Source organism: Cellulomonas sp. plas2 (assembly GCF_057221735.1).
Genome location: NZ_CM170155.1, coordinates 1,048,105 through 1,068,123, shown reverse-complemented (window position 1 = coordinate 1,068,123; position 20,019 = coordinate 1,048,105). Strand labels below are relative to the sequence as shown.

16 protein-coding genes are annotated in these 20,019 nt (G+C 78.2%); 6 read left to right on the top strand and 10 right to left on the bottom strand.

Features of this window, described 5'->3' with window-relative positions; genetic code table 11:
* Positions 1-9: 9 nt before the first annotated feature.
* A complete protein-coding gene (locus AC2TDM_RS04825; protein WP_484635966.1) occupies positions 10-432 on the bottom strand; it encodes a hypothetical protein in 423 nt (140 codons plus the stop codon).
* A gap of 58 nt (positions 433-490) precedes the next feature.
* Here AC2TDM_RS04825 and AC2TDM_RS04820 point away from each other — a divergent pair, with 58 nt between their 5' ends.
* Positions 491-1,885, top strand: coding sequence for an FAD-dependent oxidoreductase (locus AC2TDM_RS04820; protein WP_484635965.1), 1,395 nt, complete (start codon positions 491-493; stop codon positions 1,883-1,885).
* A gap of 28 nt (positions 1,886-1,913) precedes the next feature.
* Here the strand turns inward: AC2TDM_RS04820 and purH are convergent, their stop codons facing one another.
* Entirely contained in the window at positions 1,914-3,545 is a 1,632-nt protein-coding gene (purH, locus tag AC2TDM_RS04815) for a bifunctional phosphoribosylaminoimidazolecarboxamide formyltransferase/IMP cyclohydrolase (RefSeq protein WP_484635964.1), read from the bottom strand.
* 148 nt (positions 3,546-3,693) lie between these two features.
* A complete protein-coding gene (purN, locus tag AC2TDM_RS04810; RefSeq protein WP_484635963.1) occupies positions 3,694-4,350 on the bottom strand; it encodes a phosphoribosylglycinamide formyltransferase in 657 nt (218 codons plus the stop codon).
* 75 nt (positions 4,351-4,425) lie between these two features.
* Here purN and AC2TDM_RS04805 point away from each other — a divergent pair, with 75 nt between their 5' ends.
* Complete coding sequence (locus AC2TDM_RS04805) at positions 4,426-5,124, top strand: hypothetical protein (protein WP_484635962.1); 699 nt, start codon at positions 4,426-4,428, stop codon at positions 5,122-5,124.
* 20 nt (positions 5,125-5,144) lie between these two features.
* On the opposite strand, the gene AC2TDM_RS04800 is transcribed toward AC2TDM_RS04805, so the two are convergent.
* The 4 genes from AC2TDM_RS04800 to pcrA all read right to left on the bottom strand — a co-directional run bounded on the left by AC2TDM_RS04800 (position 5,145) and on the right by pcrA (position 11,631).
* Positions 5,145-6,632: a cell division protein PerM gene (locus tag AC2TDM_RS04800; protein ID WP_484635961.1), complete on the bottom strand. Its 1,488-nt coding sequence runs from the start codon at positions 6,630-6,632 to the stop codon at positions 5,145-5,147.
* A 136-nt stretch (positions 6,633-6,768) separates the two neighbouring features.
* Entirely contained in the window at positions 6,769-7,662 is an 894-nt protein-coding gene (gene sucD, locus AC2TDM_RS04795; protein WP_090034046.1) for a succinate--CoA ligase subunit alpha, read from the bottom strand.
* A 38-nt stretch (positions 7,663-7,700) separates the two neighbouring features.
* Positions 7,701-8,882 carry an ADP-forming succinate--CoA ligase subunit beta gene (gene sucC, locus AC2TDM_RS04790; protein ID WP_484635960.1) on the bottom strand — a complete coding sequence of 394 codons (1,182 nt, stop codon included), beginning with the start codon at positions 8,880-8,882 and terminating at the stop codon, positions 7,701-7,703.
* A 169-nt stretch (positions 8,883-9,051) separates the two neighbouring features.
* Entirely contained in the window at positions 9,052-11,631 is a 2,580-nt protein-coding gene (pcrA, locus tag AC2TDM_RS04785; RefSeq protein WP_484635959.1) for a DNA helicase PcrA, read from the bottom strand.
* 312 nt (positions 11,632-11,943) lie between these two features.
* Here pcrA and AC2TDM_RS04780 point away from each other — a divergent pair, with 312 nt between their 5' ends.
* The 4 genes from AC2TDM_RS04780 to AC2TDM_RS04765 all read left to right on the top strand — a co-directional run bounded on the left by AC2TDM_RS04780 (position 11,944) and on the right by AC2TDM_RS04765 (position 17,238).
* Complete coding sequence (locus AC2TDM_RS04780) at positions 11,944-13,461, top strand: glycosyltransferase (RefSeq protein ID WP_484635958.1); 1,518 nt, start codon at positions 11,944-11,946, stop codon at positions 13,459-13,461.
* Positions 13,458-15,479 (top strand): hypothetical protein, encoded by a 2,022-nt coding sequence (locus AC2TDM_RS04775; protein WP_484635957.1) that lies wholly within the window; start codon positions 13,458-13,460, stop codon positions 15,477-15,479. Before AC2TDM_RS04780 ends, AC2TDM_RS04775 begins: the two co-directional genes overlap by 4 nt.
* A gap of 102 nt (positions 15,480-15,581) precedes the next feature.
* Positions 15,582-16,460 (top strand): DUF4397 domain-containing protein, encoded by an 879-nt coding sequence (locus AC2TDM_RS04770; protein ID WP_484635956.1) that lies wholly within the window; start codon positions 15,582-15,584, stop codon positions 16,458-16,460.
* Positions 16,461-16,467: 7 nt separating this feature from the next.
* A complete protein-coding gene (locus AC2TDM_RS04765; protein ID WP_484635955.1) occupies positions 16,468-17,238 on the top strand; it encodes a sortase domain-containing protein in 771 nt (256 codons plus the stop codon).
* Positions 17,239-17,259: 21 nt separating this feature from the next.
* On the opposite strand, the gene AC2TDM_RS04760 is transcribed toward AC2TDM_RS04765, so the two are convergent.
* Genes AC2TDM_RS04760 through AC2TDM_RS04750 form a run of 3 tightly spaced genes read right to left on the bottom strand, consistent with a single transcriptional unit; the run spans position 17,260 to position 19,922 of the window.
* Positions 17,260-17,742 (bottom strand): DUF456 domain-containing protein, encoded by a 483-nt coding sequence (locus AC2TDM_RS04760; RefSeq protein WP_090034038.1) that lies wholly within the window; start codon positions 17,740-17,742, stop codon positions 17,260-17,262.
* 9 nt (positions 17,743-17,751) lie between these two features.
* Positions 17,752-18,447 (bottom strand): LuxR C-terminal-related transcriptional regulator, encoded by a 696-nt coding sequence (locus tag AC2TDM_RS04755; RefSeq protein WP_484635954.1) that lies wholly within the window; start codon positions 18,445-18,447, stop codon positions 17,752-17,754.
* Entirely contained in the window at positions 18,444-19,922 is a 1,479-nt protein-coding gene (locus AC2TDM_RS04750) for a sensor histidine kinase (protein WP_425319177.1), read from the bottom strand. The genes AC2TDM_RS04755 and AC2TDM_RS04750 overlap by 4 nt, the downstream gene beginning before the upstream one ends.
* Positions 19,923-20,019 lie beyond the last annotated feature (97 nt).

The following is a 20,019-nucleotide window of genomic DNA, read 5'->3' as shown; positions in this document are numbered from 1 at the left end:
CGTACCCGGTCAGCCCGGCTGCCCCGGCACCGTCGGCAGCGACCGGGCGAGCACCAGCAGCGCCACCGCGGCGACGAGGAGCACCGCCGCGTCGAAGCGCCGGGACCGCACGGAGACCGCCACCGGCTCCCGCGCGGCCGGCAGCAGGGCGCGCGCCGCACCGCCCGCCGCCGCGACCCCGGCCAGCACCTGGGCGCCGGCCGCCGTGCCGACGAGCACCGCCACCAGCACGGCGACGACGACACCGGCGCCCACCCACAGCAGCGACGGCCCGGCGGCGGCCTCCGCGGCGGCGCGCAGGGACGTGCGGCGCAGGTCGGGCACGGGCCGCCCGTCCCCGTCGAGAGGCACCTCCGCGTCGGACGAGCCGGCGTCCCCGGGGTCGGGGGCGCGCGGCCCGGGCGGGGGGCTCAGGGGGTGCGCCGGCGTCACGGGGCGATCCTGCCGCACGCCGGGCACCGGCCGCGGCACCCGGCTAGTCTCGCCGGTCGTGCCGTCCCGCCTGCCGCCGCCCGTGCCGCCCGCCGGCCCGGGAGGGCGGGTCGTCGTGGTCGGGGCGGGACTCGCGGGCCTGCGCACCGTGGCAGCCCTGCGCGAGCGCGGCTTCGACGGGCAGGTGCACGTGCTGGGCGGGGAGCCGTGGGCGCCGTACGACCGGCCGCCGCTGTCCAAGCACCTGCTCGACCGCCCCGAGCCCGCCTGGCTCGCCGACGAGCTGGGACACGACCTGCACGCCCTCGCCGACCGCGTCGACACCGGTCGTGCCGCCCGGGGGCTCCTCGTGGACCCCGACGGGGGCGTCGTCGTCCGGACCGACGCAGGTGACGCCCCCGCCGACGCGCTCGTCGTCGCCACCGGCTCGGTGGCGGTCCGTCCTCCGGGCTGGGAGTCGGCGCTGACGCTGCACACGCTCGACGACGCCCGCCGCCTCCGTGAGGCGCTCGGCCGGGGCGGCCCGCTCGTCGTCGTCGGGGCGGGGTGGATCGGCGCGGAGGTGGCCGGGGTCGCCGCCGCGGCCGGTCTCGAGGTGACCGTGATCGAGGCCGGGGCCGCGCCGGCGGCCGCGCTCGGTCCCGTCGTCGGCCCGTGGACGGCGCCCTGGTACGCCGCCGCCGGGGTGCGGCTGCTGCTGGGGTCGCCGGTCGTCGCCGTGCACGCCGGGGGCGTCGACCTCGCCGACGGCAGCACCGTGGCGGGCGCGACCGTGCTCGTCGCCGTCGGGGCGCGCCCGGCGACGGCGTGGATCGGTGACGCCCTGCCGCGGACCCCGCGCGGAGAGCTGCCCGTCGACGCCCACCACCGCGTGGTCGTCGGCGGCGTCCTGCCGGGCGACGGGCGCGCACCCGGTGGGGACACGCCCGGTCGTCAGGCGGCGCGAGGGGCGCCCGCCGTGTGGGCCGTCGGCGACGTCGCGCTCCGCCGGTCCGCGCGGCACGGGCTCGTGCCCGGCGGGCACTGGGACGCGGCCCTGTGCGGGCCGGACGTCGCGGCCGCCGCCGTCCTGGCGCACCTGACGGGCGACGACGACGCGCACCCGCCCGCCGAGGCGCCCGATCCCGTGCCGTACGTCTTCTCGACGCAGCTCGGCCACGAGCTCGCGCTGCTGGGTCAGCCGGGGCCGACGGACCGCGTGGTGCCGCGCGGCGAGCCGGCGGGCGCCGACGGCTGGACGGCTCTGTACGTCGCCGCCGACGCCTCGCCCGGCGCCCCCGGCCCCGGCACGTCGGGCGTCCTCACCGGCGTCCTCACCGGCGTCCTCACCGTCGACCGGCCGCGCGACGTGGCGGCGGCCCGACGCCTGCTCGGGGGCCGAGGCCTCCCCACGGTGGACCTCGCGGCGGCGGCCGACCCCGGCCGCCCCCTGCGGGACGCGCTGCTCGCCTGAGCGGCGCGTCCCGCAGGCGTCCGTGCCGTCAGTGCGCGAAGTGCCGCGTGCCCGTCAGGTACATCGTCACGCCGGCGGCGGCGGCCGCGGCGACGACCTCCTCGTCGCGCACGGAGCCGCCCGGCTGTACGATCGCCCGCACCCCGGCGTCGATCAGCACCTGCGCCCCGTCCGCGAAGGGGAAGAACGCGTCGGAGGCGGCCACGGCCCCGCGGGCGCGCTCGACGTCCCCCGTGTTCGCCCGCTCGACGGCCAGCCGGCAGGAGTCGACGCGGTTCACCTGGCCCATGCCGACGCCGACCGAGGCCCCATCACGCGCCAGCAGGATCGCGTTGGACTTCACGGCACGCACCGCCCGCCAGGCGAAGACCAGGTCGGCGAGCGTCGCCTCGTCGGCGGCCTCCCCCGTCGCCAGGGTCCACGACGCCGGGTCGTCGCCCGGGGCGTCGACGGCGTCGAGCCGCTGCACCAGGGCGCCGCCGGTGATGTGCCGCTGGTCGAGCGTCGTGTCCTCCGGGGGGGTCACGCGCAGCAGGCGGACGTTCTTCTTGCGCTGCAGCACCTCGAGGGCGGCGGGCTCGAAGTCCGGCGCGACGACGACCTCCGTGAAGACGGGGGCGATCTGCTCGGCCGCGGCGGCGGTCAGCGTGCGGTTCGTCGCGATGACGCCGCCGAACGCCGACACCGGGTCGCAGGCGTGCGCCTTGGCGTGCGCGTCGGCCACGTCCGCGCCCACGGCGATGCCGCAGGGGTTGGCGTGCTTGATGATCGCGACGGCCGGCGCGTCGTGGTCGTGGGCCGCGCGCCAGGCCGCGTCCGCGTCGACGTAGTTGTTGAAGCTCATCTCCTTGCCGTGCAGCACCTGCGCGCCGGCCAGGCCGCGGCCCGCGGCGCCGTTCTCGTCGAGGTACAGCGCGGCGGCCTGGTGCGGGTTCTCGCCGTAGCGCAGCACGTGACCACGCGTCCAGGTCTGCCCGGCGAAGGCGGGGAACGCCGTGCGCTCCGCGGTCTCGTCGGGCGCGTGCTCCGCCGCGAACCAGGACGCGACCGTCACGTCGTAGTCGGCGGTGTGGGCGAACGCCGCCGCGGCGAGCCGGCGCCGCTCGGCCAGCGTGAAGCCGCCGCCCTGCGCCGCGGCGGCGACCTGGGCGTAGCGCGCGGGCTCGACGACGACGGCCACCGACGGGTGGTTCTTGGCCGCCGCGCGCACCATCGACGGCCCGCCGATGTCGATGAGCTCGACGCACTCGTCGGCGGTGGCACCGGACGCCACGGTCGCCGCGAACGGGTACAGGTTGACGACGACGAGGTCGAACGGCGCCACGCCGAGCCCCTCGAGCTGCGCCAGGTGCTCCGGCCGCCGGGTGTCGGCGAGGATCCCCGCGTGCACGCGCGGGTGCAGCGTCTTGACCCGGCCGTCGAGGCACTCGGGGAAGCCCGTCACGTCCTCGACGCGGGTGACGGGCACGCCCGCCGCGGCGATGGTCCCGGCCGTGGAGCCCGTGGACACGAGCTCGACGCCGGCGGCGTGCAGCGCGCGGGCCAGGTCCTCCAGGCCCGTCTTGTCGTAGACGGAGACGAGCGCCCGGCGCAGCGGGCGGCGCGTGCTCGCAGCCGACGGGTCGGCGACGGCGGGCAGCGGGGGCAGGACGTGCGACATGGGACCTCCGGGTCGGACGCGGGTACCGCGGGACGGACCCGGGCACCCAGGCGTACGGTGCGCGGACATCGGCACAGCCGACCGCTCCCCGGTGGTCGCTTCCACCCCTCGCCCCTGCGGGCGGCGCCAGTCACGGTCGCCGACGATGCTACCCGCCGAGGCGGACCCGCCGGCCGTCCACGTGCATGCCCTCCCGCACGATGCGCCCCACGGTGGCCACCAGCTGCTCCCGCTCGGCGACCTTGATGCGCTCGTGCAGCGTCGCCTCGTCGTCGTCGTCGAGCACGGGGACCGCGACCTGGGCGACGACGGGGCCGGTGTCGACGCCGGCGTCGACCACGTGCAGCGTGCACCCGGTGACCCGCACGCCGTGGTGCAGCGCGTCGCGCACCGCGTGGGCGCCCGGGAACGCGGGCAGCAGCGCGGGGTGGCTGTTGATCGTCCGCCCGCCGAACCGCGCGAGGAAGCCCGCGCCGAGGATCCGCATGAACCCCGCGCTCACGACCAGGTCGGGGGCGAACACCGCGACGGCCTGCGCGAGCCCCTCGTCCCACGCGGCCCGGCCCGGGAAGTCGGCGGGGGCGACGACGGCCGTCGGGACCCCGGCGGCCCGGGCGTGGTCCAGGGCGCCGGCACCGGCCCGGTCCGTGACGACGCCGACGACGCGCGCGCCGAAGGCGGGGTCGTCGTGGGCCGCGAGCAGCGCCGCCAGCGTGCTCCCGCCGCCCGAGGCCAGGACGACCAGCCGCCCGGACGCGCGGCGCGGGGCCCGGGCGGGACCGGGCGGGGACGGTGCGGCGCTCACGACGCCGACCCTAGCGACCGTCCCCGCACCGGGCGCCGACGGTCCACCCCGTCCCGGCTGCGGGATGATGGGCCGGTGAGCAACCCCTACGCCCCGCCCGGACCGCGCAGTGCGCCGCCCGCGGGACGGCCGCCCGCGGCCGGTCCCGGTGGGGGTGGCGGCGCCGGTGGTGGTCAGGGTGGCGGTGACGACGGCGGGAAGGTCGGCGGGCAGGTCGGCGGGCAGGTCGGCGGGCAGGGTGACGGCCGCGGCGCGCGTCCGGCCGGCGGAGCCGCCGGACCGATCGTCGGACCGACCGCCGGGCACCACGGCGCGACGGCCCGGCCGACGGGGGCGCCGGGGCCGGCCCCGCAGGACCGCCGCCCGCCCGGCCCGGAGGAGCTCGAGCGCCACCGGCAGGTCGCCCGGCAGGTGCGGCGCGCCACGTTCGTCTTCCTCGCGGGGCTGCTGGCCTCCATGGCGCCCCTGCCCTGGCCGGCGGTGGGCGTGCTCCTCGTGATCGCGAGCATCGTGCTCGCCGTGCGCGCCGCCCGAGCCGGTCGGGCGCAGGGCGGCTCCGCCCGCTCGCCCTTCGCGACGAGCGCGGTGGTCCTCGTCGTCGTCGCCACGCTCTGGACGGTCGCCTCCTCCTCCACGCTCCTGCTGTGGCCGGTCCGGCAGCAGCTCCAGGACTGCCAGGAGCGCGCGGTCACCGTCACCGCGCAGCAGCGGTGCACCCAGGCCTACCAGGACCGGCTCGAGGAGATGGGCCTGCGCGGCACCCCGACCCCCTGACCCCGCGTGGGGCCCGGCCGTCACCGTTGACGCTCGGACCCCTCGGCCTCCGTGCGCGGACCGGCGTCGACGACCGGGACCGGCTCCGTGACGGCCGCGCCGCGGGGTGCGACGTCCTCGTCGGGCGTCGAGGGCGGAACCGCGACCGGTGCGCGGTCGCGGACGGCGGCGGCCGTCCTCGCCGACACCGCGCGCACCGCCGTGCGGACGCGAGGCTCGGCCGGCAGGGCGAGCAGCGCGGCGCCGACGAGGGCCCCCAGCGCCACGCACCCGCCGACCGCCCACCACGACCCGCCGACGACCGCCATGCGCCCGGGCCCGATCCCGCCGGCGGCCCCCCGCACCAGCCCGGCGACGAGCACGCCGGCGACCGCGGCGGTGGTGCCGACCGCCACGAGGACGTCCCGGGCCCGGACCACGTCCAGGCGACGGTGGAGGTACCAGCCGGCCAGTGCCCCGACGGCCAGCAGCAGGGCCGCGGACAGCAGCGTGCCGCGCGCGCCGAGGTCTGTCGTCGGCAGCGCGCCCAGCAGCGGCACCGCCGGCAGGGGCCCGGTCACCGTGCCGCCGACGGCGAACCGCGTGCCCTCCCCCACGACGAACCCCGGCCCCGCCAGCCACGCGAGGTTCCAGACGACGAGGTCCGGCAGCCAGCCGAGCTGCGCGACGCCGAGGACCGCACCCCCGACGACGTCCAGGCGCAGGGCGTCGACGACGTCCGACACGGTGGCAATGCCCGCCACGATCCCGACGACGGTGAGCACGACGGCGGCGAGCACGAGCACCGCCGCGACCAGCGCCCCGGCCGCCGCACCCACCGCCACGGGCCCCGGCAGCCGCGCCAGCCCCGCCCGCACGCGCCACGGCAGCCCCGAGCGCTCCGGCCGGGCCAGCAGCCCGAGCCCGGTCCCCAGACCGCCCACGACGGCGGCCCCGACGGCGGCCGTGAGCAGCCCACCGCCCCGCACGCCGGCGGCGAGCGCGACGACGAGGGCCAGGGCGACGTAGGTCGCCACGCCGGCGGCCCAGGCCGGCACGCGCGGCGTCCCGGACCGGCGCGCGGAGGCCCACCCGGCGAACACGGCGAGGGCCGTGACGCCGAGCGGCACGAGCGTGACCGGCGCACCGGCCACCGTCGCGGGGACGCCGTGACCGAGCAGCCACAGCGCCGCCCCCACGCCGGCGGCGCGGCCCCAGCCGACGCCCTCGTTCGTCGGGTCGGCGGACGTCGCCACGAAGGCCGCCATGGCCGGCAGCACGAGGGACAGCAGCGAGAGCAGCACGGCCTGCGCGGCGACGACGGCCCCGGTGAGCACGAGCGGCGCCGCGCCACCCACCGGATCCGGGCGGGACCCCGCGCGCGGTACCCCGCCACGTCCCCTGCCCGGGGCCCTGCTCGATCCCCCGCGCAGGGCCGCGGGCAGGGCGGCGTCGAGCACGCGCCGGCGCCGCGGCGCGCCCCCCTCGCCGACGGGCGGGCGGGGCGTGCGGGGCAGCAGTCCGGTCACCCGCCCATCGTCCGTGGGGTGCGGTGGACCGGGACGCAGGCGCCCCGGCGCGCCGCGACCCCGGTGCCGCGGGGGCACCGGGGTCGCGAGCCGTGCAGGGCGGCGACGAGCGCGTCCGCGCCGCGCCGGTGCGGGCTCAGCCCTGCTGGAGGAGCTGACGGGCCAGCGCGGCGGTCTCGGACGGCGTCTTGCCGACGGTGACGCCGGCGGCCTCGAGGGCCTCCTTCTTGGCCTGCGCGGTCCCCGCCGAGCCGGACACGATGGCGCCCGCGTGGCCCATCGTCTTGCCCTCGGGGGCCGTGAAGCCGGCCACGTAGCCGACGACCGGCTTGGTCACGTGCGCCTGGATGTACGCCGCCGCACGCTCCTCGGCGTCGCCGCCGATCTCGCCGATCATGACGATGAGGTCCGTCTCGGGGTCCGCCTCGAAGGCCGCGAGGGCGTCGATGTGCGTGGTGCCGATGATGGGGTCCCCGCCGATGCCGACGGCGGAGGAGAACCCGAGGTCCCGCAGCTCGTACATCATCTGGTAGGTCAGGGTCCCCGACTTGGACACGAGCCCGATGCGGCCCGGGCCCGTGATGTTCGACGGGATGATGCCGACGTTGGACTTGCCGGGGCTGATGAGACCGGGGCAGTTCGGGCCGATGAGCCGCACGCCCTTGGCCTGGGCCAGCGTGAAGAACTCGGCGGAGTCCGCCACGGGGACGCCCTCGGTGATGATGACGACCAGCGGCATGCCCGCCTCCACCGCCTCGACGACGGCGGCCTTCGTGAAGGCCGGCGGCACGAAGATGACCGACACGTCGGCGCCCGTGGCGGCCATGGCGTCGGCGACGGAGCCGAAGACGGGCACGTCGACGTCACCGGACGGCGAGGGGAACTGCACCGACGTGCCGGCCTTGCGCGGGTTCACTCCGCCGACGACCTGCGTGCCGGAGGCCAGCATGCGGGTGGTGTGCTTCATGCCCTCGGAGCCCGTCATGCCCTGCACGACGACCTTGGACTGCTCGGTCAGGAAGATGGCCATGGGTGGTCTGCTCGTCTCGTTCTCTCGGGTCCGGCGTCTCAGGCGGCCGCGTGGGCCAGACGAGCGGCCTCGTCGGCGCCGCCGTCCATGGTGTCCGCGAGCGTCACCAGGGGGTGCGCCGCCTCGGCGAGGATCGCGCGACCCTCGAGGACGTTGTTGCCGTCCAGGCGGACGACGAGGGGCTTGGAGGCCTCGTCGCCGAGCATCCCCAGCGCCGCGACGATGCCGTTGGCAACCGCGTCGCAGGCCGTGATGCCGCCGAAGACGTTGACGAAGACGGACTTCACCTGCGGGTCGGACAGGATGATGTCCAGGCCCGCGGCCATGACCTCGGCCGAGGCACCGCCGCCGATGTCGAGGAAGTTGGCGGGCTTGACGCCCCCGTGCGCCTCACCGGCGTAGGCGACGACGTCGAGCGTCGACATGACCAGGCCGGCGCCGTTGCCGATGACCCCCACCTCGCCGTCGAGCTTGACGTAGTTGAGGTCCTTGGCCTTGGCGCGGGCCTCGAGCGGGTCCGCCGCGGCGGCGTCCTCGAGCTCGGCGTGGTCGGCGTGCCGGAAGCCCGCGTTCTCATCGAGGGAGACCTTGCCGTCGAGCGCGACCACCTCGCCGTCCTCGGTCAGCACCAGCGGGTTGACCTCGACGAGCGTCGCGTCCTCGGCCTCGTACACCGTCCAGAGCTTCTGGATGACGTCGGCCACCTTGTCCTTCACGTCGTCGCCGAAGCCGGCGGCGGCGACGACCTCCGCGGCCTTCGCCGCGTCGATGCCGACGGCCGGGTCCACCGCGACCCGCGCGAGGGCCTCGGGCCGCTCCACCGCGAGCTGCTCGATCTCCATGCCGCCCTCGACGGACGCCATCGCCAGGTAGCGCCGCTCCGCCCGGTCGAGCAGGACGGAGAAGTAGTACTCCGTGGCGATCTTCGCGCCCGCGGCGATCATCACGCGGTGGACCGTGTGGCCCTTGATGTCCATGCCGAGGATCTCGCCGGCCTTCTCGGCCGCCTCGTCGGCGGACCGGGCGAGCTTGACGCCGCCGGCCTTGCCGCGCCCGCCGGTCTTCACCTGCGCCTTGACGACGACGACGCCGCCCTCGGCCGGGAGCAGGCGTTCCGCGGCGGCGCGGGCCTCGTCGGGCGTGGTGGCCACGATCCCGCCCAGGACCGGCACGCCGTGCCGCTCGAACATGTCACGTGCCTGGTACTCGAACAGGTCCACTGGGGCCGGGTCCTCTCGTCGCCTGCGCGTACGTCTCTGTGCCGTCGCCGCGAGCGATGGTAGCCCGCACCGCCCACGTCTCTCGACCTCGAGAGGCCCTGGTCATGGGACGACCTGCGTGACGTCGGGCACGCGCGGGTAGCGCTTGCCCGCGGCGGCCCCTCGTCGCTCAGAGCTTGGTGACCGGGGAGAAGCGCAGCAGCAGCCGCTTGACCCCGTCGGAGCCGAAGTCGACCTTCGCCACCGTGTTCTGCCCCGCGCCCTCGATGGCGACGACCGTGCCCAGCCCGTAGGAGTCGTGCGTGACCCGGTCCCCCACCGCGAGCGCCGGCACGTCGGCGCGCGGGGTCGCGGAGCCGAAGGTCGCGCCGGTGCGCGGCAGGGGCGCGCGCTCCTCGCGCGGGGCCGCCGCACGACCGCCGCCGTCGGACCGGCGACCGCCGGCGCCGTAGCCCGAGCCCCAGCCGCCGCGCAGCTGGGAGGTGCTGGACTCGCGCCGCCGCCAGTCGACGAGCTCCTCGGGGAGCTCGTCGAGGAAGCGGCTCGGCGGGAACTCGTTCGGCACGCCCCAGGCGGTGCGCACCGCCGCCCGCGAGATGTACAGCCGCTCGCGGGCTCGCGTGAGCCCGACGTAGGCGAGGCGCCGCTCCTCGGCGAGCTGGTCGGGATCGGTGAGGGAGCGCATGTGCGGGAAGGTGCCGTCCTCGAGGCCAGTGAGGAACACCACCGGGAACTCCAGTCCCTTGGCGGTGTGCAGCGTCATGAGCGTGATGACGCCGGGGTCCACGCCGGGGGTGTCGCCGCCGTCGGGCGTCGGCACCTGGTCGGAGTCGGCGACGAGGGACACCCGCTCGAGGAAGTCGGCGAGGTCGCCCTCGGGGTCCGACTGCTCGAACTCGGTCGCCACCGCGTGCAGCTCCGCGAGGTTCTCCACGCGCGTCGCGTCCTGCGGGTCCTCGCTCGCGCGCAGCTCGGCCAGCAGCCCCGAGCGGTCGAGCACCGCGCCGAGCACGTCCGCCGGCCCCGAGCCCTCCGCCACCTCCCGCAGCCCGGCCATGAGCTCGGCGAAGGCGCGCAGCCCCGTCACGGCCCGCGTCCCGAGGCCCGGGACCTCGTCGAGCCGCTCGAGCGCGGACCCGAAGGAGATCCGCTCACGCTCGGCGAAGCCCGCGACCATGGCCTCCGACCGCTCCCCCAGCCCGCGCTTGGGCACGTTGAGGATGCGCCGCAGGTTGACGTCGTCGTCCGGGTTGGCGACGGCGCGCAGGTAGGCCACCGCGTCCTTGATCTCGCGCCGCTCGTAGAACCGGGTGCCGCCGACGACCTTGTAGGGCAGGCCGACCCGGACGAGCACCTCCTCCAGCGCACGGGACTGGGCGTTGGCGCGGTAGAAGATGGCCACGTCGCCCGGGCGCACGCCGTCGGTGTCCCCGAGGCGGTCGATCTCGCCCGCGATGAACCGCGCCTCGTCGTGCTCGGTGTCCGCGACGTACGCGACGACCTGCGCGCCGGCGCCGGAGTCCGTCCACAGCCGCTTGGGCGTGCGGCCGGGGTTCTTGCTGATCACCGCGTTGGCGGCGGACAGGATGGTCTGCGTGGAGCGGTAGTTCTGCTCGAGCAGGATCGTCGTGGCCGCCGGGTAGTCGGCCTCGAACTCCATGATGTTGCGGATGCTGGCGCCGCGGAAGGCGTAGATGGACTGGTCGGCGTCGCCGACGACCGTCAGCTCGCCCGGCGGCACCGACGGCGCCTGCTCGCCCGCCGCGACCGCCGCGTCCTCGGCCGCGGTGCCGCCGACGAGCTCACGGACCAGCACGTACTGCGCGTGGTTCGTGTCCTGGTACTCGTCGACGAGTACGTGCCGGAACCGCCGCCGGTAGTGCTCCGCCACGGCCGGGAACGCCTGCAGGAGGTGCACCGTGGTCATGATGAGGTCGTCGAAGTCCAGTGCGTGCGCCTGCCGCAGCCGCGCCGTGTACCGCGTGTAGACCTGCGCCAGGACCGTGTCGGCGTCGTTGCTCCGTCCGTCGCCGGACGTGCGCGCGAACTCGTCGGCGTCGACGAGCTCGTCCTTCAGCGCCGAGATGCGGTGGGCCAGGCCCTTGACCGGGTAGCGCTTGGGGTCCAGGTCGAGCTCGCGCGAGACGAGCGTCAGGAGCCGCTGCGAGTCCGCCGCGTCGTAGATGGAGAAGCTCGACCGCAGCCCGAGCGTGCCCGCCTCCCGGCGCAGGATCCGCACGCAGGCGGAGTGGAACGTCGAGACCCACATGCGGCCGGCAGCCGGGCCGACGAGCGCCTCGACCCGCTCGCGCATCTCCGCCGCGGCCTTGTTGGTGAAGGTGATGGCGAGCACCTGGCCCGCCCGCGCGCGGCGCGTGGCCAGCAGGTGCGCGATGCGGTGGGTGAGCACGCGCGTCTTGCCCGAGCCGGCGCCCGCGACGATGAGCAGCGGCCCGCCGTGGTGCAGCACCGCCGCGCGCTGCTGCGGGTTGAGCCCGACGAGCAGTGCGTCCGCCCGCTCCTGCTCGACCGCCGACAGCCCGCCGTGCGGCGCCTCGTCCCCCTCGTCGCCCCCGCGCGGCGGCACCACGCGCGGCAGGCCCGACGGGGTGCCGGCCGTGACGCCGGACGGGACGGCGGACGTGGCTCCGTCAGGACGGTCCGCGCCCGGGGACGCGGGGACCGACGACGGGGCGGGCGCACCGCCCGTGCCGCCGAAGAGCGTGAGGTTCTCGAACAGGGATGTCATGGCGGTACCAGGGTAGGCGTGCCCACCGACACGCCCGGCGACACGAGGACGACCTGTGCACCGCCCGTCCGTGACCGTCCCTGGTCGCCGGTGGCCGCCGGTGGCCGTGACGACGATCACGTCGGACCGTTGACCCATCCGGGCGACGCCCGGCTCCGGACCACGGGGAGAAGGGTCGCTCGGACGGGTGATCCGTGCCCCGGCACCACCCCTCCCGCCGCGGCCTCCTGCCGCAGCCGCCCGCAGCGACCAGCACTGACCAGCACCCGACCAGCACCGACCGGCACCGCCCCCACGACCCCGGAGCCCGCCGTGACGCCCCTGACGACCGTGACCGACCCCGCCCCCGCGCCGACGCCCCTGCTGACCCCGCAGGCGCCGACGCTGCCCGCCGTGCCCGACCCCGGCCCGGGCCTGGCGGGGCGCGCCCCGACCCCCGCGCTCGCGCAGCTCCTGCCGGACGCGTCGCCGGGGTCGCTGCTGGTGTGGGCCCTGCTCGTCGTGGTGGCCGCGGTCGTCACGGTCGTCCTGCTGCGGCGCCTGGGCGGGCTCGTCGGCGGCCCGACGGCGGCGGAGACGATGCCGTCGGCCGGGGCGCGCCGGCCCGACCTCCTTCGGCGGCCGGCCCACGTCGTCGGCGTCGTCGTCGCGCGCCCCGCCGGACCCGGCGGCGCACCCGACCGTGCCGACACCGCCGACGACCTCGCCCGCACCCTGGCGGGCCTCGTGGACCAGACGCACGCCGACGTCGACGTGCTCGTCGTGCTCTCCGCCGACGACGCCGCCGGCCGCGACGCGGTGGCCGCCGCGCACCGGCCCGAGCGCACGCGCACCCTCGTCCTCGACGCCGCGGACGCGCCGGACGCGCTCCGGCTCGGCACGGCGGCCGCGGCGGGCGACGTGCTCGCCGTCGTCGCCCCCGGGGACGACGTCCCGCCGACGCTGCTGTCCCGCGGCGTCGCCGCGCTCGACGCGGACGCCGCCGACGCGGTGCTCGTCGAGCGGCTCCCGGCCGACGACCACGCCCCCGCCGACCTGCGCGCCCACGTGGAGGCGCACCTGCGGCGCCGGTCGGGCACCGCGTCGACGGCCGAGCCCGACGACGAGGCCGTCGGCGCGCTCGTCGTGCGCCGGACGGCGCTCGACCGGCTCACGGGCGACGTGCCCGCCGCGGGCCCGGCCGGCGCGCTCCTCGCGGTCGCCGGGGCGCACGTGACGGTCCTGCGCGACGCCGACGTGGCCACGCGCCGCACCGGCCACCCGGCGACGGTGGGGCGTCCCGCGGTGGCGCCCGGCGCCGCCGTGGTGCTCGGTTTCCTGCTGCCCGTCGTCGCCCTCGTCACCGGGGCACCCGCGCTCGTGCTCGTCGCGGCGCTGCTCCCGCTCGCCGTCGGCGCGCTGCGCACGGCCCTGCTCGGCGCGGCGCTGCACGACCTCCGCCGGGGGCAGGGTCGGACCGCGTCGGCCGCCGAGCAGCTGCGGCTGCTCGGCTCGGTGGTGCCCGCGGCGCTGGCCGCGGTGCGCGGCACGGTCCGGGCGCTGCGTCCCGCGACGGCGCCTCACGACGACGCCCGATCCGCCGGCGTCCCCGCGGCCGATGCCGACATCGCCACCCGGCAGGACCCCGCCGGTCCCGCCGACGCCGCCGCCGACCCGGCGACCGCGACCGGCGACCGGGCCGGCGACCGGGCCGGCTCGGTCCCCGAGCTGCTGCGGCTGCTCGACGAGGCCGGCGCCGCCCGCGTCGGCACGGCCGGTGCCGACGACCGCACCCCCGACGACCGCACCCCCGACCTGACCGACGCCGACCGGCACGAGGTGGCCCGATGACCGGCGTCCTGGCGCGCCCGGAGCCCGCCCTCCGCAGGCCCCTCTACGGGCCCGACGACCGGCGCGACCACGACCTCGACGCGGCCCAGGACCCTGCACCCGGCGCCCTCGAGGCCGCCGACGCCTGGGTCCGCGCGCACGTGGCCGACGGCCTCTGGCTCGCGCCCACCGTCGTGGTCGCGGCGCTCGTCGGGGTGCTCGGGCTCGGCCGGGCCCCCGGCCGGGCGCCCGGCGAGGGAGCGGCCGCGCTGGCGGCGTGGTCGCTCGTCGCCCCCGCGGGGTCCGCACCGACCGCCGACGTCGCCGGCGCCGCCGGGTCCGTGCTCGGCACGCCGCTGCTCGCGGCGTGGGCGACCCTCACCGGTGCGCTGGCCCGGCACGACGACACCGTCACGGCGCTGCGGGAGGCGTCGCTCGCCGCGACGCTCGTCGCCGTCGTGCTGCTGTTCGCGCTGGCCCGTCGGATCGGGCTGTCGCGACCGGCCGCGGCCGGCGCCGGGCTGCTGCTCGCGGTGCCGCCGCTCGCGCTCGTGGCGCACCGGACCGTGCACGGCGACGTGCTGGCCACGCCGTGGCTCGTCGCGGCCCTGCTGCTGACCACCGCCCGGCGGCCGCTCGTCGGCGCGGTCGGCGCCCCGGCGGCCCTCGCCGTGGCGGCCCTCGTCGCGCAGCCGCCCGTCCCGCTGCCGCTCCTCGCGGCGCCCCTCGTCGTGGTGCTGCTCGTGCGGTCCGCGCCCGCGGGGGCGCGGCACCTCGTGGCCGCCGTCGCCACGACGGGCCTCGTCCTGGTCGTGGCGGTCGTCGGGGTCCTCGTCGTCGCGCCGAGCCGGCCCGGGGTGCTGCCGTCCTCCCCCGCGACCGCCGCGGCCCTGCTCGGCGGCCTGTGGTCGCTCGACCCCGTGCTGCTCGCGGCCGGAACGGCGGCCACCCTCACCGCGACGGCGGTGCGCCGGCTGCGGCCCTGGGCGTTGACGCTGCTGGGCGTCGTGGCGGTCGCGGCGCTCGTCGCCGCCCCCCTCGCGGAGGCCCGCGAGGCCGGTGCCGGCACGGGTGCCGCGACCCTCGCCCTCGCGCTGCCGCTGCTCGCCCTCGTCCTCGCGGGCGTCACCGACGCGGCGGCGCGCAGCCTGCGCACGACGTACGACACCGCCCGCGACCTGCGCGGCTCGTGGCTCGTGCTCGTCGCGGTGGCCCTCGTCGCGGCCGTGCCGCTGGCCGGGGCGTCGCTGCGGGGCCTGCTGGTGCCCGACGCCGATGACGCGGCCACGGGTGAGCGGACGCGAGCCGCGCAGGCGTGGGTGCTCGCCACCGTCCGGGGCGGCGCGACCGTCGCGGCCGACGACGCCGTCCGCACCGACCTGGCCCGCGCCGGCGTGCCGGGGGCGACGCTCGTCCCCCTCGCCGACGCCGCGCGCGCCGACGTCGTCGTCGTGCCGGCGGGGGTCACCGACGGCCCCGCCGCCGTGGGCGTGCGCGTGGCCACCTTCGGCACCGGCGACGACGCGGTGGTCGTGCGGCGGGTGCCCCCTGCTGCCGACGGCGCCGGGTCGGACGCGACGGGCGGCACCACCCCCGACCCCGCCGCCGCCGAGCGGTCCCGCGTCGCGCGCGCCACGGCGGGCGCCGAGCTGGCCCGCAACCCACGGCTCGTGCTCGAGGGCGACTCCCGCGCGCTGCTCGAGTCCGGGCGGGTCGACGCGCGCATCGTCGTCGCCCTCGCGGTGCAGCTCACCGCAACGGACGTGACCGTCGGCGCCTTCCCCGCGGTCGAGGGCGAGGCGGCCGACGGCGGCGCCGGCGACGTGCGCCGGCAGCTGCTCGTCACCGCCGTCGGCGGCGCCCGCACGACCGCGGGCGCGGGCTACTCCGTCGGCACCCGATGGCTGCGCGGCCTCGACGGCCTCACCGCCACCGCGGACGTCCGGTCCACCGACGCCGGGCTCCTCGCGACCTTCTCGCCCGACGAGCCCGCCGGCCTCCTGCCCGGCGTCACGGGCGCCGACCGCGCGGGCGGCTGACCCCCGGGCGAGGATCGACGCACCACCGCACCACCGCACCACCGCACCGCCGACACCGCACCATCCGACCCCGCCCCGGCGGGACCGACGAGGGAGACCCCCGTGCCTGCACCCACCACCCGGCCACGCCGCGCCGCCCGCGCCCTGGCCGCCGGCCTCGGCGCCCTGCTCACCGGGGGCCTCGCGCTCGCCGCCGCCGGCTCCGCCCAGGCCGCCCCCGCCGACGGCTGGGCCCGCGTGGCGCACCTGTCGCCCGACACGAAGAGCGTCGACGTGCGCCTGACCGCCCTCGCCGGCGGCGACGTGCTCTACGAGCTCGACGGCGTCGCCTACGGGCAGGTGTCGGACTACCTCGCCATGCCCGCCGGCACGTACGTCGTGTCGATGGTCCCCGCCGGCGCGGACCCGGCCGGCACCCCCGTGGTGTCGCAGTCCGTCGACGTCGTGGCCGGCACGCCCATCACCGTGGCCGCGTACGGCCGCAACGCCGACCTCAGGACGACCGTCCTCCAGGACGACCTCACGCCGCCGGCGGACGGCGAGGCCCGGATCCGCGTCGTGCAGGCCTCCACCGAGGCTCCCTCCGTGGACGTCGCGACCAGCACGGGCGTCAGCCTCGCGCAGGGTGCCACGACCGGCGCCGCCACGGGCTACGCCACCGTGCCGGCGGGCCGCTGGGACCTCACCCTCGGCGGGGACGCCAGCGGCACCGCGGCGGTCGACCTCGCCAGCGGGACGGTGAGCACCCTCCTCGTGCTCGACGAGGCGTCGGGCCGCCAGACCGTCAAGCCCGTGCTCGACGCCGCCGCCCCCGGCACGATCCCCCAGCAGGGCGTCGACACCGGTGCCGGCTGGCTCGCGACGCACGACGACGCGGCGCGTCCCGGTGCCGGCGTGCTCGCGCTCGGCGGCGTCGCCCTGGCTGCCGCGGCGTCGGCCGCCGTGGTCGGGCTGCGCCGTCGCGCGACCGCGGCGCGGTGACGTCCCGGTGACGAGGGCGGACGGGCGGGGGCGGGGGCCGCTGCGGCGGCTCGCGCCGCTCGTGCTCGCGGCCGCCCTCGTCGCCGGCTGCGGGAGCGGGGCGACGACGGACGCCGTCGGTCCCGGGGCGGGCGGACCCGTCCCCGCGGCGTCCCCGAGCGCCCCGACGACGGCGTCGCCGGGCACGGGAACGGGCACGAGCACGAGCACGGGCACGGGCACGGGCACGGGCACGGGCACGGGAACGGGCACCGTCGTCGACCCCGGGCTGGCCGCGGCGGGCGCCCCCCAGGACCCCGACCTCGGCGTCGACAGCCCCCTGGCGGCGCGTGGGGTGGTCCCCGTCCGCGTCACCGTGCCGGCGATCGGCGTCGCCTCGGACCTCGAGACCCTCACGCTCGGCGCAGACGGGCGGATCACGCCGCCCGTCGCGTGGGGCAGCGCCGGGTGGTACGCGGGCGGCGTCGTGCCGGGCGACGTGGGACCCGCCGTCGTGGCCGGACACGTCGACGGCCCGGACGGCCCCGCGGTGTTCGTCGACCTCGCGCGCCTCGTCCCGGGCGACGAGGTCGTCGTCACGCTGTCCGACGGAACGGACCGGCGGTTCGTCGTCGAGCGGTCGGTGCGTGCGCCGAAGGCCGACTTCCCGACCGCGGAGGTCTACAGCCCCACGCCGGACGCGCAGCTGCGGCTCATCACGTGCGACGGGGTGTTCGACCGGCGCACGGGGCACTACGTCGACAACCTCGTCGTCTTCGCGGTGCCGGCGACCCCTTAGCCACCCCTCGGGCGGTACCGCTCAGGTCCGCCAGACCGCCAGCGCCCACACCCCGGTCACCAGCAGCGCCGCCGCGAGCTCGACGAGGATCGTCAGGCCGGTCGCCTGCAGCGCGGCGACCGTCGCCCGCCAGGCCGGCGGCCCCTCGCGCAGCCGGGCCAGCTCCGCGAGGTACGTGCCGAGCACGAAGCCCAGGACGAGCCCGACGACGGGCACGACGACGAACCCGACGACGCCGAGCAGCCCGCCCCACAGCAGGCTGCGGTTCGGCACCCCGGCCCGCTGCAGGTGCCGGCCCGCCAGCACCCACTTGGCGACCTGCCCCGCGACGGTGAGCAGCACCGCTGCCGTCACCGCGGTCCAGCCCCAGGGCCCGCCCGCCAGCACGCCCCAGGTCACGACCGCCCCGGCGACGAGGAAGGCGCCGGGCAGCACCTGCACGACGACCCCGACGAGCCCGACGACCACCGCGAGGGCGACGAGCGCCTCACCCCAGCCCGGCACGGCTCGCCCTCACAGCAGCCGGCGGGCCGCGGCCCACCGGGTCAGCTCGTGCCGGCTGGACAGCTGCAGCTTGCGCAGCACCGCGGACACGTGGGTCTCCACGGTCTTCACCGAGATGAACAGCTCGGCGGCGACCTCCTTGTAGGCGTACCCGCGGGCGATGAGCCGCATGACCTCGCGCTCCCGCGCCGACAGGCGGTCGAGCTCGTCGTCGCCCGTGGCCACGTCGCCCGCCGCGGTGCCGAAGGCGTCGAGGACGAAGCCCGCCAGCCGCGGGGAGAACACCGCGTCGTCCCCGGCGACGCGGACGACCGCGTCGACGAGGGCCGGCCCGTCGATCGCCTTCGTCACGTACCCGCGCGCCCCGGCGCGGATGACGGCGACGACGTCCTCGGCCGCGTCCGAGACGGACAGCGCCAGGAAGCGGGTCGTGCCCAGCAGGGGCGCGCAGCGGCGCAGCACCTCGGCGCCGCCGCCGCCGTCCCCGCCGGGCAGGTGCACGTCGAGCAGCACGACGGCGGGGCGCAGCGCGCTCACGACGGCCACCGCCTCGTCGACGGACGCCGCCTCCCCCACGACCCGCACCCGGTCGTCGAGCGAGGCGCGCACGCCGGCGCAGAACATGTGGTGGTCGTCGACGAGGACCACGCTCACGCCGTCGCCGTCCTGCGCGAGGGGCGTCGCGGTCGCTCGGGTCTCGGTCATCGGACCTCCTGCTCGGGGGCCCCGGCGGGGGCCACGGGTCGCACGGGCTCGGCCCGCGGGCCGGGGGGCACGTCGTGCGAGGTGTCGTGCGAGGTGTCGGGCGGCGCGGCGGGGGGCACGTCGGCAGGCACGGCGCCGTCGACCGGGACGCACAGGTGGACCTCGGTGCCGCGGTCGGGCGAGGACGTGACGGTGGCCGTCCCGCCGCGCCGGCGGACGCGGCCGACGATGGACTCGCGCACGCCGAAGCGGTCGGCCGGGATGCCGGCGACGTCGAACCCGTCGCCGCGGTCGCGCACGAACACCTCGACGCTGCGCGGCGACACCTCCATGTACAGCGACACGGGCGGGCGGCCGTGGACGACGGCGTTGACGAGCGCCTCCCGCGAGGCCTGCAGCAGCGCCGCGGTCTGCGCGTCCGGCACGCGGTCCCCGACGACGACCGCGTCCACCACGACCGCCTGGCCCTCCGGCCCGGTCCGCGTGTCCTCGACCTCGGCGACGACGGCGCGCAGCTCGGCCGCGAGCGAGGTGCCGGGCACGCTGCGGTCGTCGTACAGCCACTCGCGCAGCTCGCGCTCCTGCGCGCGGGCCATCCGCGCGACCTCGGTGGGGTCGTCGGCGCGGGCGCGGATGAGGGCGAGCGTCTGCAGGACCGAGTCGTGCAGGTGGGCGGCGATGTCGGCGCGCTCGGACTCCCGGGCGCGGGCGGCGCGCTCGTCGCCCAGCTCCCGCACCAGCCGCAGCCACCACGGCGCGGCGACGAGACCGACGCCGGCGAGCACGGCCACGGCCGCGACCACGGACTGCACGAGGGTGCCGGGCTCGACGCCGCCGCCGGTCGCGTCCCCGACGAGCAGCAGCACGCCGACGCCCGCGAGCACCAGGCCGCCGACGAGCCGCAGGACCGGCGACAGCCGCCGTGGTGTCGGCGCCGCGTCCCCGCCGGCGGCCCGGCCGCGCTGCAGCTCGTCGAGCTGGCTCCAGGCGAGCACGACGCCGACGAGCAGGACGATCGTGGGCAGCAGCCAGGACACGTCGGCGCTCACCCCGGCCCGGCGCGCGAGCAGCAGCCCCGCCCCGACGACGAGGAGCACCCCGACGACGAGGTCGCCGACGGGCCAGCGGCGCACGGCGACGGGGACGCCCGCGGCGGGCCGGCGCGCCAGCCGGACCAGCACCCCGGGACGCACCGGCGCCGAGGCGGCCCACGGGTCCCCGGCGGGGACGGACAGCCACCAGAACAGGTAGAGCGCGAGCCCGACGCCGCCGAAGGGCACGAGCAGCACGAGAACCAGCCGGACCAGGCCGACGCGCGCGACGCCGAGGTGCACCGCCAGCCCGGCGGCGACGCCTGCGAGCCGACGGCCGTGCTCGGGCCGGCGCAGGGGCGGCCGCACGGGGGGACGCACCGAGGGGCGCACCGTGGGACGCACGGGCGCGCCTCCCGCTGCGGTCGGGTCGACGGGGCTCACGGCCCGATCGTCACACGTCCCGGGGCCGTGACGGGAGCGCCGGAGGTCCCTCCGGTGGAGGACCAGGGCAGGACCAGGGTCGTGGACGGCTCGGCAC

Excerpts from the sequence above, each read along its gene's own strand:
- purH (WP_484635964.1), bottom strand. The coding sequence starts at position 3,545 with ATGTCGCACGTCCTGCCCCCGCTGCCCGCCGTCGCCGACCCGTCGGCT.
- pcrA (WP_484635959.1), bottom strand. The coding sequence starts at position 11,631 with ATGACATCCCTGTTCGAGAACCTCACGCTCTTCGGCGGCACGGGCGGT.
- AC2TDM_RS04755 (WP_484635954.1), bottom strand. The coding sequence starts at position 18,447 with ATGACCGAGACCCGAGCGACCGCGACGCCCCTCGCGCAGGACGGCGAC.
- sucD (WP_090034046.1), bottom strand. The coding sequence starts at position 7,662 with ATGGCCATCTTCCTGACCGAGCAGTCCAAGGTCGTCGTGCAGGGCATG.
- AC2TDM_RS04775 (WP_484635957.1), top strand. The coding sequence starts at position 13,458 with ATGACCGGCGTCCTGGCGCGCCCGGAGCCCGCCCTCCGCAGGCCCCTC.